The organism is Streptococcus suis (genome assembly GCF_019794555.1).
Lineage (GTDB): Bacteria > Bacillota > Bacilli > Lactobacillales > Streptococcaceae > Streptococcus > Streptococcus suis_AB.
Genome location: NZ_JAIMEP010000038.1, coordinates 1 through 18,152, shown reverse-complemented (window position 1 = coordinate 18,152; position 18,152 = coordinate 1). Strand labels below are relative to the sequence as shown.

At 36.6% G+C, this 18,152-nt stretch carries 15 protein-coding genes and 1 pseudogene; 3 read left to right on the top strand and 13 right to left on the bottom strand.

The window, feature by feature from the left end; genetic code table 11:
- A partial coding sequence (locus tag K6V48_RS11925; RefSeq protein ID WP_261311111.1) for a YSIRK-type signal peptide-containing protein occupies positions 1–309 on the bottom strand: 309 nt, incomplete at its 3' end.
- A gap of 192 nt (positions 310–501) precedes the next feature.
- Here K6V48_RS11925 and K6V48_RS10700 point away from each other — a divergent pair.
- Entirely contained in the window at positions 502–1,032 is a 531-nt protein-coding gene (locus K6V48_RS10700) for a TetR/AcrR family transcriptional regulator (RefSeq protein WP_222369630.1), read from the top strand.
- A gap of 788 nt (positions 1,033–1,820) precedes the next feature.
- Here the strand turns inward: K6V48_RS10700 and K6V48_RS10695 are convergent.
- From K6V48_RS10695 to K6V48_RS10645, 12 genes and pseudogenes are all read right to left on the bottom strand, one after another.
- Positions 1,821–1,994, bottom strand: a complete 174-nt coding sequence (locus tag K6V48_RS10695) for a hypothetical protein (RefSeq protein WP_193435052.1) — start codon at positions 1,992–1,994, stop codon at positions 1,821–1,823.
- Between the two features lie 8 nt (positions 1,995–2,002).
- The gene (gene gtfB, locus K6V48_RS10690) at positions 2,003–3,322 is read right to left on the bottom strand and encodes an accessory Sec system glycosylation chaperone GtfB (protein ID WP_222369629.1); all 1,320 of its coding nucleotides are present in this window, start codon (positions 3,320–3,322) and stop codon (positions 2,003–2,005) included.
- Positions 3,315–4,823 carry an accessory Sec system glycosyltransferase GtfA gene (gene gtfA, locus K6V48_RS10685; protein ID WP_172018126.1) on the bottom strand — a complete coding sequence of 503 codons (1,509 nt, stop codon included), beginning with the start codon at positions 4,821–4,823 and terminating at the stop codon, positions 3,315–3,317. The genes gtfB and gtfA overlap by 8 nt, the downstream gene beginning before the upstream one ends.
- A gap of 15 nt (positions 4,824–4,838) precedes the next feature.
- Entirely contained in the window at positions 4,839–7,220 is a 2,382-nt protein-coding gene (gene secA2, locus K6V48_RS10680; protein WP_222369628.1) for an accessory Sec system translocase SecA2, read from the bottom strand.
- Entirely contained in the window at positions 7,213–8,190 is a 978-nt protein-coding gene (asp3, locus tag K6V48_RS10675; RefSeq protein WP_172065514.1) for an accessory Sec system protein Asp3, read from the bottom strand. The genes secA2 and asp3 overlap by 8 nt, the downstream gene beginning before the upstream one ends.
- Positions 8,191–8,192: 2 nt before the next feature.
- Entirely contained in the window at positions 8,193–9,773 is a 1,581-nt protein-coding gene (gene asp2 / locus K6V48_RS10670; protein ID WP_222369627.1) for an accessory Sec system protein Asp2, read from the bottom strand.
- Complete coding sequence (gene asp1 / locus K6V48_RS10665; protein WP_222369625.1) at positions 9,766–11,310, bottom strand: accessory Sec system protein Asp1; 1,545 nt, start codon at positions 11,308–11,310, stop codon at positions 9,766–9,768. Before asp1 ends, asp2 begins: the two co-directional genes overlap by 8 nt.
- A gap of 14 nt (positions 11,311–11,324) precedes the next feature.
- Positions 11,325–12,551, bottom strand: a complete 1,227-nt coding sequence (gene secY2, locus K6V48_RS10660; protein ID WP_222369622.1) for an accessory Sec system protein translocase subunit SecY2 — start codon at positions 12,549–12,551, stop codon at positions 11,325–11,327.
- Between the two features lie 168 nt (positions 12,552–12,719).
- Positions 12,720–13,040 (bottom strand): annotated as a pseudogene (locus K6V48_RS11920) (ISAs1 family transposase); the annotation flags it as partial.
- Between the two features lie 554 nt (positions 13,041–13,594).
- On the bottom strand, positions 13,595–14,602 hold the full coding sequence (locus K6V48_RS10655; protein WP_105127334.1) for a sugar transferase: 1,008 nt from the start codon (positions 14,600–14,602) through the stop codon (positions 13,595–13,597).
- Positions 14,603–14,772: 170 nt separating this feature from the next.
- The gene (locus K6V48_RS10650) at positions 14,773–16,473 is read right to left on the bottom strand and encodes an SP_1767 family glycosyltransferase (RefSeq protein ID WP_261311109.1); all 1,701 of its coding nucleotides are present in this window, start codon (positions 16,471–16,473) and stop codon (positions 14,773–14,775) included.
- A gap of 725 nt (positions 16,474–17,198) precedes the next feature.
- On the bottom strand, positions 17,199–17,360 hold the full coding sequence (locus K6V48_RS10645; protein WP_222369618.1) for an LPXTG cell wall anchor domain-containing protein: 162 nt from the start codon (positions 17,358–17,360) through the stop codon (positions 17,199–17,201).
- On the opposite strand from K6V48_RS10645, the gene K6V48_RS10640 reads away from it, so the two are divergent.
- Both K6V48_RS10640 and K6V48_RS10635 read left to right on the top strand, forming a co-directional pair.
- On the top strand, positions 17,360–17,614 hold the full coding sequence (locus tag K6V48_RS10640; RefSeq protein ID WP_222369616.1) for a hypothetical protein: 255 nt from the start codon (positions 17,360–17,362) through the stop codon (positions 17,612–17,614). The two genes, K6V48_RS10645 and K6V48_RS10640, sit on opposite strands and share 1 nt — an antisense overlap.
- A 96-nt stretch (positions 17,615–17,710) precedes the next feature.
- Positions 17,711–18,152: hypothetical protein (locus tag K6V48_RS10635; protein ID WP_222369614.1), on the top strand; the 442-nt coding region annotated here is incomplete at its 3' end.

Below are 18,152 nucleotides of genomic sequence, written 5' to 3'. Positions count from 1 at the left end.
TGCTTCTGATGTCGCTGCTGCTTCTGATGTCGCTGCTGCTTCTGATGTCGCTGCTGCTTCTGATGTCGCTGCTGCTTCTGATGTCGCTGCTGCTTCTGATGTCGCTGCTACTTCTGGTGCCGCTGCTGTGTCAGCTGCCGTTTCTGGTGTCACAGTCGTATCAGACGAAGTAGCAGTATTAACTTCTGCTTTTACCTCATTGACTCCAAAGCCTAGAAAAGCAAGTCCAACTAAAACTGACGCTGCACCAAATTTAAACTTTTTAATAGAAAATCTCTGTTGAGTGTGAGACTTATCGTAGTTTTTCATTATGGCGAATCTCCCTTTTTTGATTTTTTCTTCAGGATTTTACATCCTTTGGGATAGCATACCAAAAAAAAATATAAAAAAGTGGACTTTTCAATATCTTTTTCCAATTCCGAGTCATTATTTTTGATTTTTTCAGAAAAAAAACATAAAATACTTACAATCAAAAAAATAAATTTAAAGGTACATATTTATATGAATAAAGCAATTTTTACAGAAATGAAAATCATAAATAGTTACTGTCATTTAATAAAAATTAATAATCCCAGTAATATTTCAATTAAAGATATTATTATGGATGCCAAAATAAGTAAGTCAACTTTTTATAATTATTTCTCTACAAAGGATAGTTTAATTGAAGAGGCAACAAATATCATTCTGGATGAGATTACCAAGATTGTGAATCATGATCTTCAGTTTAATGAACAGGTTGTTATTGAACTTTTGTCATATTTAAAGAATAATAAAAACATTGTTGATGCAATACGTAAGGTGCAACGAAACATTGTATTTACTATTAATGATTATATTAAGGATTTGATTCTTAATTCTGAAATTATTGATTTTGAGAATACTTTGGTCAGCGAATACAATTTACCATTTGAATACGCATTCACTTTGTATGTAGCAACTATACAAAGCATCATTACACAATGGATAGACGATGATTTTGAAGAAGAACCCGAATCTATATCAAAATTCATTATGAATTCAGTTCGAATCTAATCTATCCTAGATCAACATATGCATCTTTAAATATGCATATTAATACGTCTTTTTTTCACTATTAGATTTTAAATTAAAAAATATTATACGTATATTTTCAATATTGATATATTATTTTTGAAAATATCCAAATGAAATACAAAACAGTAGAGCATTTGTTAGAACCTAATTGTTTGTTAACAACTACTCCTAGGATGGAAGTGGAAAAGTAATTGACAAAGATTAAAAGAGTTCGTCAACAAGTCCTTATTCTTGTTGTTGAGCTGAAACTGCCTATACAAAACTAGCAAAATAACACAGATAGATTCAAGCTGATATCAATGGAATCCAGCCGATCTAACTGTGTTATTCTTTTTTATTTATATTATTCAATGAAAATCAAAAGTAGCCTAGTTTCGGTTATTTGAGGGATCTTGAAGGCTGGAAATAGAGCGAACTGTATTCGCGTCATTAAGCCAAAGATGGAACTCGTTTACTTTTTCTTTTAAGTTTTAATGTAACAGTCTGAAAAGCTCTACTAGAGCTTTTCACTTATCGAGGCATCAGACAAAGAATAATTTGGTTTTTGAAAAGTATTATTACTTAGCCAATTTTATTAGTTTCATGCTCCTTAGTAGCAATCCTCTCTCTGTTTCAACAACTTCCCCTTCCACTAATAGGAACACTGAGGACAAAAAAATACCTTGGAATGCTAACCACTTTATTTGACAAGAAACACAAAAAGGGCAACCGGAAACCGATTCCCTAACAATAAAATAGAATCCAGAAATTCTTCTTTCCTACTTATTTTAAAAATAAGTGACTAAACGTAGTATAGTCAGCAATAAACCAATTAGTATGGAGATAATCAGAATAAGCTGAAAATCAAATTTTTTATTCTCTTTTTTCTCCTTTGGAATTTGATGACGTTCTTCATCTATACGTCTAGAAATGCTGTCTTTTAAGGGATTTTCTTTAGCCATAAAACCTCCTAATGAATGACCGAACGATAGCGCTCCGCCGTCTCAACATTTGCCCATTCGCGCTGATAACCTAAACGTTTTTCAAACAAGTCTTCATTCTGTGCCATTTGGCGAAGCAACTCCCGCAATTCGGATCCTTGTTGAAGGTCAAACTGATTCTCAGGAGCCACAAAGTCTAAGTTATGTAAAGTTGAGAAGAATGCTAAAATTATCTGATTATTTTCAAATGCGACACGTACAGAATTGAGAATTTCACTTCCTTGGTTGATGTCCAGATAGACATCACATTGACGATAAAGTTTTTGAACATTTGCCATTGAAATATTAGGATAGAGACTAAGATTTGAATACTTTCCAAGTGCCATCAGTTTCCCAGACATTTCAGTAATAGCACCAACATGAAAATGCCATTCTGGCAGTTGTGAAACAATTTCTTCAAGTTGCTCAATTTGGTCCGAATTGGTCAAAAGAAGCGCTTCTCTATGTTTAGTATTTTGACGGACAAAATGATAGTTAAATCCCAGAAAAACGACTTTTTCCTGATCAGTTATACTTAAATGAGGTAACAATTTGTGATAAGTTTCGTATTTTTGAACCACAATTTTGGTTTGACGATTAGGATTTTGTAGAAGCGCGGACATATTGCCTGGAACAGAGCCCGCAAAATCTTCCTCCCAGAATAGCACATCTTGTCCAGATTCCCCAAGATAATAAGCTACTAAGAAAGGAGTGGACAAGGAATTGTAAAAAATACGATCTAAATTGTAACCAGCTGCCTTAAGGTAAAAAATAACAAAATCAGTTTTTGATTTAAAAATGTGTACTTGCCCATTCCAATTCAAAATGACATCACCAGTTCCGTGATTTTCAACAATAATTTCCTGGTTATCCTTGTCAAAGTAGGAAGTGAGTACAGCTTGAGCTTGTGTATTATAGGTTGTTTGAGCAAACCGATAGCCAGCTTTGTTGTAACAATCTGTCACGCGCAGACGCCCTGAATCATCATACCAATCTACTGCCCTGACATGGCGCTGGTGTGTCGGTTTTGAATAATGAATATGCCCTCGCTTTTTATGATAGTGAAAAATCTCACCTTGGGAATTGTTTCCTGTAATTTCCCAAAATTCAGGTACCACTACCTTATCAAAATAAAGTGGTTGTCCATCCACTTCATCAAATCCTGTAAAATATATGTAAGGTGAGGTTACATCGTCAGGTAAAAAGCCATCGTCATTAAGAACAATAGTTGTATTCTGATAGCCTCCCAAAATCAATGAATAATGTAAATCCCAGCTAGTTTGATTGTAGGTGTCAAATAAGTTAATCATGTATCATCTCCTTTACCAGAGCTTGCCATTTTTCCTCCACTTCAGAGGTTAAGTAATTCTTAGCTAACTGATAAGATGTCTTATGGAATTCAGTTTTATCCTCTATTGCAAAGAATTGAGTCAGTTTATCAACAAAACTTGCCACAATGGTGGCTTCATCGTTGGTTTCAAAAGCAGGAATTAAAAAGCCGTTTTTACCATCACGTATAAAGGTTTGATTGCCATAAGGAACGTCAAACCCGATTAATGGTAGACCCGCTCCAATAGCTTCCAGCAAGGTTAAGCCGAACCCTTCACTTTTTGAACCTGATAGATAAAGTTCATAATTTTGATAAACGTCCGTCATCTGCTGGTGCCCGCATAAACGTACATAATTTTCTGCTTTATTGTCTTTAATTATCTGACTAATCTTACTTTCTTCGCCACCCTTACCGTAAATATCAAATGTAACTTGAGGAAAGGCTTCCTGTAATTTAACAATAGCCTTAACTAGCCAATCCACATGCTTTTCAGTTGCTAGGCGTGATGCAGTCACAATAGAAAATGGTTTACGTATATTAGTTGGGTAGCGCAATTTATCAATACTTCCAACTGGTATTGTAACAACATTAGGTCGATGATTAGTATATTTGGCAAATTGTTGAGAAAGAACTTGATTTTGCTTATCTGTTGCGACAATGAAGAAATCAACTTTGTCCGCATTAGTAAACTGGTAATCATAGTAATTATTCCAGAGAATATCTCGATCCGTCGTTCCATTATAGCTATAATGCTCTGCATGGACAACAACCCCCAACTTAGCAGGTTTAACGTTAGCAAAGACAGCTTGTCCTGTTCCCGTAGCACGATCTAAAATCACTATATCTTGAGAAGTCAAGTTTAAGGTCTGCATAAAGTAAGCGATGAATTCTTCCTTTGAGGATAAAATGCGGTCTTTAAAACGAAAAACACTATCCTTTCCATCAATGATTTCATCATAGGCAACGGTTCCATCCTCATTGAAAAAGCGACGTTGGTAGAGGTAAGCAGCATTATCACGCGGTGTGTAATACTCGGTGAACATCTTTGTATAGGAGTAGTAATCCTTACGAATCAAACTACCTCTGGAAACTTGTTCCACACGGTGGACAATATCCTCACCTTCCTTGTTTAAGTAAGCGGTGTAGAAAATATCATTCTTATCACAAAATAATTTTACTGTTTTTCCAAATATTTCACGCTTGGTAATCTCATATGGAATTGTTGTTTCCAAATCAGACAATTTGAAGGTAGTAGGTGCAATTTTCAAATCTGTAAAATGCGTGTAAAGCCAAATAATATCTTCGTCTGAAAAACCAAGATTTCGTGTCAAATCAGATAAATTATCCTGCAAGAAAAGATCCGTAAAAACGAATTTTGCAGGAATCTGGCATTTACGAAAAACTGTAGATCGGTAGGCCTGTGCATATTCCACTCCGCTACTCGCCCATCCGATCCCTAAGTTAATATTATATACAGTCATAAAATGTTCCTTATATTAAATAAATTGGATGCTCAATAAGCCTTTATCAGTATAATTGACCTCGCTCAGCATGAGGTATTTAAGACTTAAATCACTAATATCTGCTTTCATTTTTTCATAAGAAGTCAGAGCTTCACGATGATATTCAAAGATAGGATTACGCTGTGCTGATTGACGGCCACTGACAACTATGCGGAGTTGTTGTAAAAAGTCCACCTCTTCAACCCACATCTCATCAATTGCTCGTAAAATAGCTATTTGTTGAAAGGTATCAAAATCATGATTTAGAATAGCTCTTTTGCGCTCAAGTTCATCAGTAATCAAGTTTAGCAAGTAGTTCTTTACAGCAGTACTATCACTGACTTGAAGAGCATCTGGTAACCCATTACTCTCATACGTAATGGAATCTAAAATAAACCGTTCCACTTCAAATGTTGTTAAGTTTGGATGTTCTTCTATAAAATGATCCACAGCTTCATTTATTAGTTTCTCAATTGAAAAACCTTCACTACTCCCGTTTAGAAGGGCGTTCCGTTCATCATAAACATAGTTCCGCTGAATTTTAACACTTTGGTCAAACTCCATGGTTCTAGCCCTTGACGATTTACCAGAACTTTCACTAGCAGCTTGACTTCGTGCTACCATTCGTTTGAATCTGCGCCTTCTTAATTCCTTTGGATGGTCGTAATCCACACGATCTTTATACTTTTTAAAGTATTTTTCAATAGGCTTTCCACCATATTTAGTTATCAAATCATCTTCTAAGCAGACAAAGAATTGACTAAATCCTGGATCTCCTTGACGACCAGAGCGTCCACGCATTTGCAAATCCATTCGTTCATTTGCCATACGTTCGGTTCCAATAACAGCTAAACCACCCAAATCCCTGACTTCTTGTGTCAGCTTAATATCTGTTCCTCGTCCCGCCATATTGGTTGCAACAGTAACAGCATTCTTTCGTCCTGCTTCGGCAATCATCTGCGCTTCTTTAGCTTCATTAAATGCGTTCAATAGACTATGTGGAATACCTTCCAGAAGTAATATTTCCGAAAAGAGTTCCGAAGTGCGAACAGACCCTGTAACAAGTAAAATCGGTTGTCCTGTCTCATGTATCTCTCGAATAAGTTGTACAATAGCCGTAACTTTTTCAGGCAAAGTCGTAAAAATCCGATCAGGATAATCTTGACGTTGAACAGGAAGATTAGTAGGAATACTCACTACTTCCATGTTGTAGGTATCAATAAATTCATCTTCAGCGGGTTTCCCCGTTCCGGTCATTCCTGATAACTTTTTAAATAGAGTAAACAGGTTTTGATAAGTGATTGATGCCATAGCCCGCATTTCTGGTGTAATTTCCACACCTTCTTTTGCTTCTAAAGCTTGATGTTGCCCCCCCTGTAGCTTGGTTGACTCTAATAATCGGCCGTTAGCTTGGTCAAGCAACTGAACTTTGCCGTCTTCCACCAAATAATCTTTCCCATTTTCATACAAAAGATGTCCCTTTAGAGCCAAATTGATATGTCGCACCAATTCAAAGCGTTCATTTTCATATAAGTGCGATATGGCAAAAAAACGTTCTGCTTGATCAATTCCACGCTGAGTCAGCCAAACTTCTTTTCGTTCTTTATCAAAATAGTAATCTTCGTCCTTAGCCAAGGTCAAGATAAATGTATTTGTGATGTCATATAAATTGGATTGTAAACGTGGAGCCCCTGAAATTATCAAAGGGGTTTGCGCCATATCCAATAGAACCGCATCAGCTTCATCAACGATAGCATAATGAAACTCTCGCATATACTTTTTATTTAAAGTAGGCGCCAGATTGTCTATCAGATAGTCAAATCCCAAAGAACTATTAGTTGTGTAAACAATATCTGAGTTGTAAATACGTTTCTTCTCATCAACTTCCATCTTTTCATCAGCTTTATCAGCCACGCCCGCACTAATGGTTAATCCTAGAAAATGAAAGACGGGAGTTACTTCCTCAGCATCACGTCTAGCCAGATAGGCATTTGTCGTAATCAGCATCGCACCCTTCCCCTCAAGAGCATTGAGATAAAGAGGCATTGTTGCAGTCAAGGTCTTTCCCTCGCCAGTTTTCATTTCTGCTAAATTTCCCTGATGGAGGACAATCGCACCCATAACTTGAACATCATATGGGAATTTCCCCAAGATTCGCTTATCAACTTCGCGTACCAAAGCGAATGCTTCCGGTAATAAATCATCCAAGGATTCACCATCAGCCAGTCGTTGCTTAAATTCAGGTGTCTTTGCTTGCAACTCTTCATCAGTCATCTGTTCAAAGCTATCTTTATATGCATTAACACATGACAATAACCGTTTTATTTTCCTGAAGCGATAATAATCCAATGTAAAAAAATCTTTTATTCTAGTCATTTTCTCCATTCTTTTCTAGGAAAGACAACTCCTCTAATTGTTGCATAATACTGAAAGTTGGACTTACCAAGTGAAATTCTGAATTATCAGTAATTTCTTTACCATAAAACTTAAAAGATTCATCTGTTTCTAAGAGATTTAACAACGTTTTTACCGAAAACTGTAATCGAACATTATTTGCATTTAACTGACGTTCGTAATCTATCGCTTCATAAAATAGACCAGTAACATATGCTTGGCTATTTGTCAACATCTGGCAGTAATATAACGCAGCCAAATTACCGATAGGGCCGTAACCGATAAAACGTAGAGTCGAATAATCACCCGCCATATCTAACAATCGCTTCTGTAACCTAGAAACAAAATCACTTGAAAGATAAAAATGAAAATAAGCCGATTTATCCGCAATGTATAGGGTATTCCCTAACTTTTCAATAACTGACTGGTTAATCTGATTGTAATCTTGAAAAGGATTTTCTACAAAAAGGACATTGAGGGGACGTTCAGCCATAGGAAATTGAACATCCTGCGGAAAAACCAACTCCTTTTCATCGTCCGTAGAGAGTAACAGAGAATCAAAAATAAACTTGTGACAACCAGCATTAATCAGTTCAATTTGATATGAAAATGCATGTTCAGGATAAATGAACTGATTATTAGTATCTTTTAAAAATGTAAAACTCAACTCCTGCTGAAAGCGGTCATAAAAACTGATTTTTAGATAGAGACTATTTTCAGGAAAGATCTGTCCTTGAATATTCAAAAAATACAATTGTCCTCGTTTTAGCAAAGGAAGACTTGGTTGCAAGCGATTAGCTTGATAATTAGTTTGAGATTGCCAACTTTTAATAGTTACCCCAGCAGGCATTAATCGATTTTCAAAAATCATGCGTTTGCCTTCTCTCCACAAACGGCTCCCGTAGAGGTAAGCACCCGCAGCTCCATTTTCCCAATAAAGTAGTTGCCTCATGCTTACAACTCCCTTCCAAAGTCTTGCTTTAAAATGTGATGGTATTGCTTAATAAACCAGTTATTAATGGCTGGACTATTGTCGTTGTGACGTCCCAACCAACCTTTACCAATAATTTTAACCTTCTGCTCTTTAGTTTCTTGGATAATCTGAGCGAATGCCTCTCCGTCATAGTCATCATCTTTCATATAAGCTAATGCTAATTTCGTTTGAGAAAAATCAGCCTGCTTAAATGGTTTCCAAAATCGTTGATTTAAATGGTTAATCGCAAGTACACTATCTGAATTTTCTTGACTCTGGAGTAAATCAAGAGAAGTTGGGAAACCATTTGGACGTGATAGACGCTCTTTTTCAGCCATTGTTCCCAAGTTAACCAGCGGTTTTCCCACAACAATGGCGTGAGGGAGCAACTGTGCACCATAATATAAGGCACCAAAAGTCCCCATCGATAGTCCAGACAAAATCAGTTGATGATTGTCAAATGTCAAAAAATCAAGTGCTTCCTGAATTTTTGACACAATGGCGTTTTCATAGGTTTTACTACCAAGATAAAAAGCACCTCCTAAGATTCGAGGATCACAAATGAGAAGAAAAGGCGCACCCATACTCTTCATCATCCAGTAACCTTCGAAACCTTCAGCTGAACGAAATCCCGAAAAATATACATTCAATGGAGGTTTAAAGTCTCCAGGATTAAAGTAAGTCATAAACTCTTGGCCACTAGCATCGGCATAGCGTTGGCCACCCAAAATAAACTCCCCAAAAGATCCCCGGCTAAATCGATAATGTAGAGGACCAATTTTTAATGTGCCATAGCCTTTTGCATATATAGAAACACTTAAAACACCATCTTGATCGACATTGATTTCGACTGGTTCTTTTAAATCCTCATTATCAAAAATCCATTCTTGGGATATATCTCCTAAAGAACCTGAAGGAATCAACTGAACGTGTAGTTGAATAGCATTCATGTCTTCGGTTACATGCTCTAACCAGAGTTTCAATGCGATATCCTTAGAAATGGATACATTGTAGCGAAAGGTGGCAATTTGGTGATAATAATAATGAAAATTCCCTGTTAAAACAGCATAACGATTGCCCTCGTAACAGAATTCCCCAAAAAATTCCTCGGATATTGCCAAATCTACGACTGGTAGCTTGGCTCCGTACTGTCCAGAAAAAAGGTATTTTTTAAAATCTCGCATCAAAGCACTTTTATCAGTTACATCTACTAATTGTGCCATCTGCATGTGCAGAAAATCTTTCAATACAGTAGACTGTGGATGCAAATCTTTAGGGTAAAAAACTTCATAAGGCTCAATCAACTCTGCCAAATCCATTACACTAGCGTCGTACGTACTCTCTGTCAGCAATAATGCGCTAAATTGCGTATCTTCCTGCAAAATATCTAATTTTTTCTGGCGTCGCTTAGCATTCTCTTTACGAAGTGTCAATTCTGTTGTCACAAAATCTGTAACTTCTTCTGGCCTGATCCAATGCCAGACTATCTGCTCAGGTACGGTTGAATCCTTATATAAATTTGTAAAGCCTACTTGTAAAATATGTCTTTTGTTGTCACTCATGTTTTGTATTTTCTAAAGTCGTCAGCATTCTCTCCACCCACTGACCACTAGTATAATCTGAAATCTTCTGTACTGAATAAACCAAAGCTTGATTCCAGTGGGCCAAGCCCGTTAAATAATATCGCAGTGCCTCACCCAAATCTATCACATCGGTCAGCTGGTAGCCATTTTTTTGATGCTCGACAAATTCGGTCGGTACAGCATTGATTTGTGGAATACCTGCACTGATTCCCGCAATTTGTGTATAGAGATCCGGTTCTTTTGATAAATCAATGATAATTCGAGCATTGTCCAAAACTTCCATAATTTCTGTTTCCGTATACAATACTGAAAAAGTTACTCGTTCTTCCTCTTCTTCTTCCTCATCTATACCAAACAGAGGATTTTCTTCCAGTTTTGATAAGTGAAAATACGTTTCACGCTGTGCATCTAAAATATCAGTTAGTTTAGTTTTCAACTGTTCACCATTCTGTTGATAAGATATTAACTGCAAACGGCAAGCTTCATTTAAGCGCATCTGATCCAAACACTCATTAATCATCTGATCTAGAATTTCGTCATCTAAACCATCAACAAGACAATATATATTTAAAACTTTTAGTCGCTGACTCTTACCCAAGCTCAAGCGTGTATCAAATGGAGAAATATGTTCAATCGGTAAATTACTTTTTTCCAGAATTTCCTTGGTTGAAAGCTTATCCGTAATGACCAAATCAACCAAATCCAAATCCCCTTGCAAGCTTTGAATATCCGTTAAATCATAACGATTTTGAAAGAAAGATAAGATGACTTTTTTCTGATTTTTTTGTGACAATACCAACTGATTATGACGCTTATCAGATGCCAAAATTAAAGTATCTTCAACATTTGTGGATTCCTTAAAATATTGTGCTAATGTTTCAGAAATTAAATCGGTCATGCAAGCATAGGATTGTTTACTAAAACGGTGAACATACTTTGGATTGACTTCAACTCTCTGATTATCTCCCAGATACTCACGGATCTGCCAATTTCCTAACGGATTAAGATAGTCCTGATGACTAGGTAAACCATTTTCGAAATACAAAATACTGGATAAAAAACCACGGTCATCAAAAATATACTGATGAACACGTTGACTATCTTCATACCAATCAATAATAAACAATTGTCCCGAAGCACCAAACTCAATCTGAGCAAGGAGCTCACCATTTTTTCTAGCCACAACAAGAAAAGGTGTGTAGATAAATTCTACCCCCGAAGGCCACTTCAAATCTCTAAACTGGATGACCCTCCAGTCTTGAGTAGAAATATCCTGTATTTCATCAAAAACCGACCAAGTTGGCACTTCTAATAAGTCGTAACGATGTGCAAAATAACGTAAGTGCGGCATATAATTCAAGACGAGAATACTTGCCTTCTCATTCGCATGCTGAAACATCCGTATTTGGTTAATCGTATCATCAAATGTCATTCCAAGGTGTTGACGATACCAGACATTGGTATTATCATACCAGGTCCGCTCGGGATGATACCAAGCTGGTATAAAATAGTACATATGCACTCCTTAAATTACTGAAATAGCGACTTATAGCGTCTGATCAGACGTGTTGTCTGGACTTCCTCAATAACAATCAAAAGCATTCCTGAAATCATCATGAATACACCTGTCATAGCAGCAACAGTTTGATAATTCTTATTGCCTAGGGCTAGCAACAAAGGTACACAAGTCATGGCTGCCAAGTAAAGGCCACTAAATGTTCCTAAATATCCCACAATGCGTGAAAGATATTTTTTCGTTAGTTTACCAGGCCGTATCCCATCTATATAATCTCCACTATTCCGCAAATTTTCTGCTTGCGTAGTCGTATCTAAATTAACAAAAGAAAAACTGATAGTTAATACAAAAATAATCATCCCATAGATTAAAATTCCTTGCCAACTATTTGTCGTAAAATAACTTATCCATTTAGACCAATTCGACGCTTTAGGTACGAAATATTGTAGTAACATTATTAAATACTGTGGAAACATGAGAAAAGTGTAAGCATACATCAAAGGCATACCACCTGCTGAATTGACTTTAATTGGCATGTAAGCATCTTCATCCAAACTATTGTTTATGGAGACTCGCTTGACTGGCACACGGTACTCTGCCTTCTCAAAAAGCACAAGAAAAAATAAGGTCACAAAAGTCCACAAGATAATGACAATCACAAAAAAAGCATCATTTTTCCCATTTTGCAACAGTTTCCATGCAACAGGAAAAACATTCTTTTGCGATAATATCATATTAGCCAAAACAATAAGGCTCGGACCACCTAGACCATAAACAGAATTTTGATTTCCAAGCCAAAGAAGAACATAAGAGCCAGTAATTAAGATAAGACTAGTCTCAATAACTGCTTTTAACAAACCTCCAGTAGTTGATGTATAGGATAAGTTGAATGCAAAGCTTAGTGCTTGAATGACAGCAATAATTAACATGATGCTGTTTTGACGAATTAGTTGCCTCTTCGCAGAAACTTGTTGATGTGGTCGTCCAAGCGAAAACAGTCGCAACAAAATCATTGAATACATCCAGGGACCTAACCCCAGAGAGAATAGACCAATTTGCGATAAACTACCACCTGTTACACTAGACCCTAGATTTAATGCAGAATTTTCATCAGCCAAATAGGCCCCTAAGGATACATTAGGCAATGGAATGTAGCGACCGAATATAAAAACGCAAACGATTAACAAACTAATGAGAGCCTTTTTCACTAAAGAATTTTTTCTAAAAACTGTGTTAAACACCCATTCTCTCCATTTCAATCATACAATATTATTCTATTTTATCATAAATCAACTAAAGTTTGCGAACGAACGCTCCATCCCCAGTCCGCATGCATGAAAACTCTCTTCTCTCCATTCGCACCTGTAAATAACTGGTTTAAACTAGGTATCAACCTTTTTACAACCACCTTATCCTCGATGTTCAAATAATTGAGACAAATAATCCTCCAAATGGACAGAAATATAGCCTTGTTTGCGGCGATAGCTCAACTTCTCCATAGGGAATATCATCATTTGTAGGAGATGAAGGCAAACTTTTCGAATAGCTTTCAAATTGAAGGTGGCTCGTTAATCTAATGTTTGGTTCTTATCTTCTCGGTAAACCACATCTTACAATCATTGTAGGCTCTCAACTGACCAATGACCACGAACAACTTGAGAAAAAGTTTGCACATCACCCTTGAAACTGAGGATAAAGTATCGAACTTCTTCCGTAATAATGCCGTCTTTTTTTTAATACAGTCATTTGAATTAACTTTGATACATCGTCACTTTCGGCTTGCCACACTTTGCGAAAGTGACTTGCTTCGCAAATCTTATTTCCAACCTAGAACAGCCTTTAGGCTGTTCTAGCTACCTGCACCTCAGTACCCTGTCTGAAAGCTAATTCATTCGACTATAGTATTCTAGACCATGCCAATTCCAGGTGGGCTCTGTCATTTGACAAGCAAAAACAAGAAATAGACTGGTGGATAGGTGATAGCGAATTTTCCTAGCTTGACGACTATCCTACTACGCTTACTGCTCGTCTATGGTATAAAAGAAAATCAATCATTGTAGTTCACAGCTATTCTAGTTTACTACTTTGATTGATATCTAGTTACGATTTCCTCTTTTTGAAAACGATTTTTTCACTCATTTTCCGTTCTCAATCCCTGGGCACTTGCAATTGCCTATTATCTAATCCTCACTTTTAAAAACAATCACTCTAATGATAAACTTGTTTATTGGTTCCATTTACTTTAAACTTCCAAATCAAGTTTTAAATTTTGCAACTCACCTCTTTAGAGCGACTTGCTTGATAAAACACCGTGTACACTGTCAATTAATAATTTTTTAGTGAAGTAACCATTAATTAAGAGTTCGCGATAGTTTTTAACCCTGTCTACCATGTGATTGTAGTCTTCCTCTGTCAGAGAGGAAATTTTTTCAACTGCATCATCTAAAGATGATACAACTAATCCAAGATGATTATCCCTAATGATGGCTTGGTTAGATAGAGTATCTGGGACAATGACCGGTAATCCAGCTGCTAGGTAAGTACTTAATTTATAAGATACATTCCACTCATAATAATCCACATCGCTCTTTTGCGACCATACAAGACCAAATCCACCTCGTTTTGGTAATGTTTGCAAAAGCTCTGCATCATCTTTCCAACCTTCAAAAATAACTTGCGAACAATTTTCAACCGTCTCGCCAGCATAGAGGTAAAGTGGTATATCATATTGCCACTCTTTTAAAAAGGTGAAGCGGTTGGGTGATCCTGCAAATTGGATAACCTTCTGGAATTTAGGTCGTTGGTAAGCAATCGTAGTTGGGTGATCCCACATATGTTGAATGACTACTTTTTCAGTCGTTAAGCCCCAACGTCTTAATTCTGTCAACATTTTCTCTGATGGAACGACTAGCAAGTCAGCTCTATTATAAGTAGCAATGGTCTTATCAATCAGATATTCATTTGATTTAAACATCAGAGGAATAATATCATGAATGAAAATTACAACTCTGAGCTGTGGATAGACTTTGAGCTTCGTTACAAAATAATCATCAAATTCTGTGGAATTCCAGGATGGTGATTGAACAATTACAATATCATCCGAACCAACTGCTGCCATCATTCCATCAATTCTCTTGCTCAACTCACCACTAGAATCTGTGTGGACAGGGTAAGTATAAATACCAATTTCACGAAAATCTAAATCTCTCGCAATCTCAGTGACCATGTTCTGCGCAATCAGTGCCACACTACGTGACGATTGGCCATATAAATTTGTAATATGAATTTTCATACTTATGTAACTTTCTCCAATTTTTTAAACAGTAATGATAACCCAATAGAAAATCTTATTGACTTCAAAAAGATACACTTTTTTATTGATAGAGAATTTCGCTGGAGTTCGTAAATAAACTAAACACTATTTCATTAACTCTTTACGTCATACTGAAAATCTAGTTTTCATTACTTCTTATGTTTATCCAAAATCGTGAGTTTTTGTATAACTTCACGATAACCTTGAATATCACCAGCTTCCAATAAGGTTTCCTTATGCAACTGCAAACGCCAACGATAAGCAGTTAATTCATTTGAGATATCTTTACCTAACAAAGATAAGAGTGTAATACGCTCCTCTATACTCTTCAAAGGAAATACGTGGACACTTTCAACACTGCTTGTCACACTTGTCTCACGTTTACGGTGAACATATAGGCCTTTATTCATAAAGGTAATTTTGTCCGCCATCAGATAGACTTTGTAAGTTGTAAAATCATCTTCTACTTTAGCCTCTACTGGATAGACAACGTGTTCAAATAAACTTGCTTTGTATAATTTACACCATGGAACAGTAAAACACTGGCTAATATGAAATTGACTACGGTATTCTTCCTGGAACCACTCGTCAGGTGTGTAAGTTTTTTCAAAGTAATCTCCATCAAAAACATTAAAAATGTACTTTCCTATTTCTTCACGAAATTCAGTAAAATTAGCAATGGCAATATCAGCTTCAGATTTTTTTAACAAAAGGTACAACTGTTCAATGTGATCACCATCTAACCAGTCATCATTATCTACAAAAAGAATATAGTCCCCAGTAGCCAATTCTAATGCAGCATTTCTTGCTGATCCAACACCACCATTTATTTTATGATGCACACGGACCCTACTATCACATTTTTGGTATTCTTCGCAAATTCGAGCAGAACCGTCTGTTGACCCATCATTGATGAGTAATACTTCTAAATTAGTATAGGTCTGGCGTAAAATACTGTCTACACATTCTTTTAAATATTTTTCTGAATTGTAAACAGGTACAATAACAGACACTTTTTCACTCATGTCAATTCTCCCTGATAAATCTAAAATGATTTGATTTTTATACTCTTCATCGTTTACAAATTCAGTTGGCATATCATGATTAAATTCTGCAGTATGCTTATTGGGGATTTTAACCTTTGTCGTAGCCCCCATCTTAAACCACTCATATTCTGAATCAATATGTCCTAAATCAATTAACTGCATACCTTCTTGAGATAGACGGAAGGACAAAACTTTGGCGGTTGGGCCAAGCATCAACAGTACCAACTTTCCTTTGCCATATTGTCTAATGGCATCAGCGATCTCGTCGTATTTGCTAAAAGCATTCTTGGCAGGACAAAGAATTCGTTCGATTGAATGGGCACCAGCAAATAAATCATTACCAACTCCAGATTGGGAAGCGAATCCTTCCACAATCAGTAAATCCTTATCTTGCCAAAGAGACTTCAACTTTTCAAAAGATTTTGCTGCAGGTGCCTTATCATTCAGGTCAATATAGGGACGAGAGATAAAAGTTGAGCCATACCAAGGAGCTGTACAAGTCCTACGGTAAAGGTCTGCATTGTAGTTTAGATGCTTTTGCCAAAACTGTTGACAGAAGTCATTATAGCGATCCTGTTTCTCAAATACATCTGGTAGACATACTAAAAAATGATCATCACTCTTATAAGCTAAAATCTCCCGCATTGCTTTTGCCAACTCTTCAGAGTAATCTTGATAGGGAATATTTTGGCCAGACAAAATATCAAATTCGCCATCCCCAAATCGTGCCACTGAGGCATTATTTTCTAAAATGAAATCAAGGCTTTCATCAATTGGCTTTACCTTAAAATATAATTGTTCCATTTCCGACATCTTTTTCTCACTTTTTGTTATTTCTTCTATTTTTTTACTAATTAGATTTTTTCAGTGGCACATATACAATTTACTAAATATGTAACTTACTTTTCTTTATTACCAAGTCATTTTAGTTTGAGTTGAGCATATTTATTCTTATATACGTTATTTTTTTGATTTTCGTCTTAACTATTATTTTACACTTTTTTAGTTTAATATTCTAGACGTCTATTGACAATTTGTCCATTTCTAAAATTTTATACAATCAAGCAGAAGTTTATCTATAGCTCTCTCACACCCACTACGTGACGTTTGGCATACCGAAGGGCGACTAATCATTAGAGTGAACTCTTCATTTTCCCACATCTACCTGTTTAAGATTCCGTTTCACTTGTGCCATCATATATTTCTAAGTACCTCGTTCTATATACATTTTAGGAGTGCCGTCACTTCCAAGCTAAGTGAAACTTATAATCAATTATTTGGTCTACCCTTCGCCCTATTCTCATTACAAAAACTTCATCTGATTATCTTTTGAAGTCACAATTGAGTTCTCCATAGAGGGTGCCAAAATGCAACTTTCACTTTTGATATACGACACACCAGCCATACCCATAAAAACGTAAGTCCTATGGACTTACGTTTTTACTAGTATATCGTTATGACCGAGTGAGTTTCTAGATATTTTTCCGTTCTACCATAATACTTTTGATTCAGATAGCACCTGATGAGTCTTAATCTTTATCCTCATCACGACGTTTTCTTCTTGAAAATAGTCCTGTTCCAAAGAGAAGAGTCAAACCAGATAGCAGGCCAATATAGTTACTATCGTCACCAGTATTTGGAAGTGCAGATAATTTAGCCGTTTGAGCCATAGCTGCTGCAGGTACTGACATTGATTCCGATTCAAAAGTTGATTCAGAAGTACTCATTGACTCTGATGGTGCTGCCGAGGCTGACACTGACATACTTACTGACTCAGATACTGAGATACTTACTGACTCAGATACTGAGATACTTACTGACTCAGATGATGATACTGACTCAGACGCTGATGCTGAGACTGACTCAGATATTGATACTGATTCAGATACTGATGCTGACTCAGATGTTGACGCTGATACTGATGCTGAGACGGAATCGGAAATAGATAAAGACTGGCTAATAGATTCTGAAACAGATTCGATATCTATTTGAGGTAGTGGTGGATTTACTAAACCTGGACCATTAGAGTGAATTTCAACACTTGACTCGGAAATTGATTCAGATGATGATGCTGATTCAGACGCTGATACTGACTCAGATGCTGATACTGATTCAGAGACTGACGCAGAAACTGATGTTGATTCAGATGCTGATGCACTTACTGACTCAGATAATGATGCTGATGCAGAAACTGACGCTGATACTAATGCTGACGCTGATGCACTTGCTGATTCAGATGCTGATACTGATGCTGACGCTGATGCAGATGCAGAGACTGATGCTGATTCAGATACTGATGCTGACGCTGATGCAGATACTGACGCTGATACTGATGTTGATTCAGATGCTGACGCTGATACTGACTCAGATACTGATGCTGATACTGATGTTGATTCAGATACTGACGCAGAAACTGATGTTGATTCAGACGCTGATGCTGATGCACTTACTGACTCAGATACCGATGCTGACGCAGAAACTGA